This window comes from Oleiphilus sp. HI0123 (assembly GCF_001635315.1).
Genome location: NZ_LWGE01001313.1, coordinates 1 through 4302 on the forward strand (window position 1 = coordinate 1; position 4302 = coordinate 4302).

At 45.7% G+C, this 4302-nt stretch carries 4 protein-coding genes; 1 reads left to right on the forward strand and 3 read right to left on the reverse strand.

What is annotated here, in order from left to right; all coding sequences use genetic code 11:
• On the forward strand, positions 1 to 395 hold a 395-nt coding region (gene pdxH / locus A3761_RS15980), incomplete at its 5' end, for a pyridoxamine 5'-phosphate oxidase (RefSeq protein ID WP_068750490.1).
• 80 nt (positions 396 to 475) lie between these two features.
• On the opposite strand, the gene A3761_RS15985 is transcribed toward pdxH, so the two are convergent.
• The 3 genes from A3761_RS15985 to A3761_RS15995 form a co-directional block, all read right to left on the reverse strand.
• Complete coding sequence (locus A3761_RS15985; RefSeq protein ID WP_068552667.1) at positions 476 to 1444, reverse strand: hypothetical protein; 969 nt, start codon at positions 1442 to 1444, stop codon at positions 476 to 478.
• 102 nt (positions 1445 to 1546) lie between these two features.
• Positions 1547 to 3706: a DNA helicase II gene (gene uvrD / locus A3761_RS15990; RefSeq protein ID WP_068515938.1), complete on the reverse strand. Its 2160-nt coding sequence runs from the start codon at positions 3704 to 3706 to the stop codon at positions 1547 to 1549.
• A 162-nt stretch (positions 3707 to 3868) separates the two neighbouring features.
• A partial coding sequence (locus tag A3761_RS15995) for a hypothetical protein (protein WP_231881237.1) occupies positions 3869 to 4302 on the reverse strand: 434 nt, incomplete at its 5' end.

Below are 4302 nucleotides of genomic sequence, written 5' to 3' on the forward strand. Positions count from 1 at the left end.
AGTCTCAGCAGATTAAAGCCTACCCTCAAGTAGCGATGTTGTTCCCCTGGTTACCACTGAACCGTCAGGTGAAGGTGGAAGGACGTTGTGAAAAGATATCCAGTGCCGCTTCCTTGAAATATTTTGCAACCAGGCCGCGTGGCAGTCAGATTGGTGCTTGGTGTAGTGATCAGAGCGAAGTGATCGAGTCTCGTTCTTTTCTAGAACAAAAGTATCGTGAAGCGGCAGAGAAATTCAAATCCGGTTCGATTCCTTTACCTTCGTCATGGGGCGGCTATCGCATAGTGCCGGCTCGAATCGAATTTTGGCAAGGACGTGAAAATCGACTTCATGATCGTTTCCAATATACGCGTTTGCATGATGATAGTTGGTCGATCGAAAGGCTAGCGCCGTAGGCCGAGGGTGCTAACCCGCCAGCGAGCCGTGGAAGGGTCTGCCTACAGATAAGGCAGACCCTTTTTTAGAGATAGAATCTTTATTTTTGAGGTGCTTCAGGTGCTTTAATGGCTTCGGTAAAAGCATTCAATTTTTGTTGGGCTTCAGTTAACTGACGCTGAGCCTGATCAAGTTCCTCTTGGGCCGTTTGTAAGCTCTGGCTCTTTTCTTTGAGTTGGCTGTCTTTTTCATTCAGTGCTTGCTCGAGCTTCATTCTTTGAGTTTGTTGTTCACTCAGCGAATCTTCATGCTTGGCTAAGAGTTCTTGTTTTGTTGCGAGTTCGCCTTTTACGTTTTCAAGGTGATCTTCCTGATAATCAACCAGTGCCTCGATAATATCGATGGTTAAGTATTTATCTTCTAACTGGTTTTTGAGTTCACTGAGTTGTTGTGCAAGGTTATCAGCTGACTCCACTAGGGATGCTTTCTCCGAGGCGCTAGTTTCCTGGTCGCCTTTAAGTAGCTGTATTTCTCTTCGAAGTTGGTCGGTGCTTTGTTTTAGCTCCAACAGCATACCTTTGGTTTTATCCAGTTCAGTTTTTTTACTGGCTAAGGTAGTGGTTTGGGTAAGCACCTCATCCTGAGTCAAACTGAGAATATTTGCGAGTTTATCAATATTCTTTGAGGCGGAGGCTATTTGGTTGTAGTGAAGCTGCTTCTTGGCAAGTTGCTCGTAGGCAAAATAGCCGCCAATAATACAAGCGATAAGCATAATCGGCAGAATAATCATCGCGGGTTGGCGGCGAGACTCAGCTGCCTGCTGTGCCGTGTTAAATGCTTCTCTCTCATGTTGGAGAAGTGTATTGTCTTCTTTAAGTTTACGTTCGCGTTTTATTAGGTCTTGAGTTTTTAACTGGTTAGCGCGCTCTTTTTTGGCAACGCTATCTTGGTGCGCTTTAATGCGTTCTTCAGTTTTCTGCTGCTGGGTCGCTTGACGGTTTAGTGCATCTTCTTTTAGTTGAAGTGCACGAGATTTTTGTTCTAGTTGTAACTCTTCTGGCGACGCCATGTGATCAAAGGTCCTATTAAATAATACTGGAAACCTTTTAATAGTAGCTGATAAATAGCGTTTTGCTTACTATGCACAAGTTCCAGTCACCACCTAAAAAGGCTAGACGGCTTCAAGCTTTGCATAAGATAGAACTAGCCACTTACTGCCAGCTTCTGGGAAGTTAACTTGAATACGTGCATGGGCACCTTGGCCTTCATAATTGAGTACAGTGCCTTCACCAAACTTGCCATGCCGAACAACTTGACCTAGTTGGAATTGCGAATCGCCAACTTGCATATCGCTGCTTGAAGATTGGCTGAAGGAGACCGGTGTAGAAACGCTATTCTTTATGCGAACTTCTTGTATTAGCCCTGGTGGTATCTCTCGTACAAAACGAGACATGGGGTTGAACTTCTCTTGGCCATACAGGCGTCGTGACTCGGCATAGGTGAGCACTAACTTCTCCATTGCGCGAGTGACTCCGACATAACAGAGTCGGCGTTCTTCTTCTAGCCTTCCAGGCTCTTCCATCGACATCTGGTGCGGGAATAGACCTTCTTCCATACCTGCCAGAATCACGAAAGGGAACTCCAGGCCTTTTGCAGAGTGAAGCGTCATTAGTTGCACGCAGTCCTGATGTTCTTCGGCTTGTTGCTCGCCTGCATCCAAGGCTGCCTGGGCAATAAAGCTAGCTAATGGGCTTAGCTCGTCATCTTCAGCTTCGAAATCTTTGGTTGCCGATAAAAGCTCATTGAGGTTTTCAATGCGGGCCTGGCCTTTTTCACCCTTTTCTTTCGCATGAAACTCTTTAAGCTGCGATTGCCCGATAGCTCTTTCGGTGAGTTGGAATAAGTTTAGCTCGTCTTGTTCTGCACTAAGTTCATCTATCATATCGATAAAGGCATTCAGAGAGCCATTGGCCTTGCCTTTAATCAGGCCTAGCTGCAAACGTTCGACGCAGGCCTGCCAGAGAGACACTCCCTGATCTCGAGCGTGTTCACGAATATCGCTAAGGGTCTTATTGCCAACACCACGAGTTGGTACGTTTACCACTCGTTCGAAGGCGGCATCATCGTGTCGATAATAAACCAAACGTAAGTAGGCGAGGGCATTACGAATCTCTTGACGATCGTAGAAGCGTAGGCCGCCATAAATTCGATAAGGGACAGCCTGGCGAATTAAAAATTCTTCAATGACACGCGACTGTGCATTGGAGCGGTAGAGAATAGCGCATTGTGAACGTAGCTGGCCTTGGTTCACCCAAGCATTGATGCGGTCAGCAATATAGTTGCCTTCGTCTTGTTCGTTGAACGCGGCATAAAGGTCTATCGGTTCACCTTCACTGCCATCAGTCCATAGCTCTTTTCCTAAACGTCCGCTATTGTTTGAGATCAAAGCATTGGCCGCGTTCAGGATAGTGCAGGTCGATCGATAGTTTTGTTCCAGCTTAATAACTAAAGGCTGGGCAAAGTCGTTTTGGAACTGTTGAATGTTCTCTATCTTCGCGCCACGCCAGCCGTATATAGATTGGTCATCATCGCCCACTACCATAATGGGGATTCGGTTGCCTGCGAGTACGCGAAGCCAGGCATATTGAATGGTGTTAGTATCTTGAAATTCGTCGACCAGAATATAGCGAAAGCGATCTTGATAATGAGCAAGCAGGGCTGGGTTGTTCAGCCATATTTCATGAGAGCGAAGTAAGAGCTCACCGAAGTCGACCATGCCGGACTGTTGGCATTGCTCTTCATAACGTTGGTAGAGCGTTGCCATTACTTGATCGAACTGGGAATGAGTCGGCGGTAAATAAGCGGCGCGAACGCCTTCATCTTTTTTACTGTTGATAAAAGACTGAACTTGCTTAGGCGGCCATCGCGACTCATCGATGTTCATTTCACGCATGATTCGCTTTACGATCCGAAGCTGGTCGTCGGAGTCGAGGATCTGGAAGTTATCCGGAAGATTTGCTTCTTTGGAATGTGCGCGCAGAAAACGGTGAGCAATGCCATGGAAAGTACCAAACCAAAGGTTTCGTGCAGGCAGGTCCAACAATTGCTCGATACGGCCCCTCATTTCCTTGGCAGCTTTGTTAGTGAAGGTCACTGCCATAATTGAAGAAGGGCTTAAGCGTTCAATTTCCATCAACCAGGCAATTCGGTGTACCAATACTCGGGTTTTGCCACTTCCGGCTCCAGCAAGAACCAATAAGTTTTGCATAGGTGCAGCAACAGCACTGCGTTGTGCGTCATTCAAACCGTCAAGAATATGGGATACGTCCATGGGGGTATTTTTACCGAGAACTAATGATTATATGAAAATATTGCTGCTCATCTTACAGCAGCTATGTAAGAGATCAAGATGTGTTGGCTTGCTAAATGTAGGACGAAAAAAAGGGCCTCAAAGGCCCTTTGATATCCGCTGAACTCACGGAAACTTTGACTGCTAGAAAAGAAAGTAGATATATAAACCAATGTGGCTACCGTCAGAATCAGGGCCTGAGTCTACTGAGCTACCATTGTACTTTGTTACTTCGTAGTTTATATCGACGTACCTTAAAGCAATGACTGCACTATCAGAAGTCTTATATCCGTACTCTATAACTAAGCCGCTGGCATCTTCGAATTCAGCATTCTCGTCAAGCCCAATATCATCTGATTCTGCTTCAAATTCTGGGCTGGTATGTAAAGTCAATCCTCCACCAAAACGGTGCTTATCATAATTATAGAAGCCTAATAGTTCGACTGGAATGCGCGTGAAGTCACCATCACCGTTTTCGGCTAATAAGGCATCAAAGTGATAACCAATGCTACTTTGTATAGAGTATGTATCATTGATGTTATAGATAAGACCCAGTTTTAGATCCAATAAACCGCCTG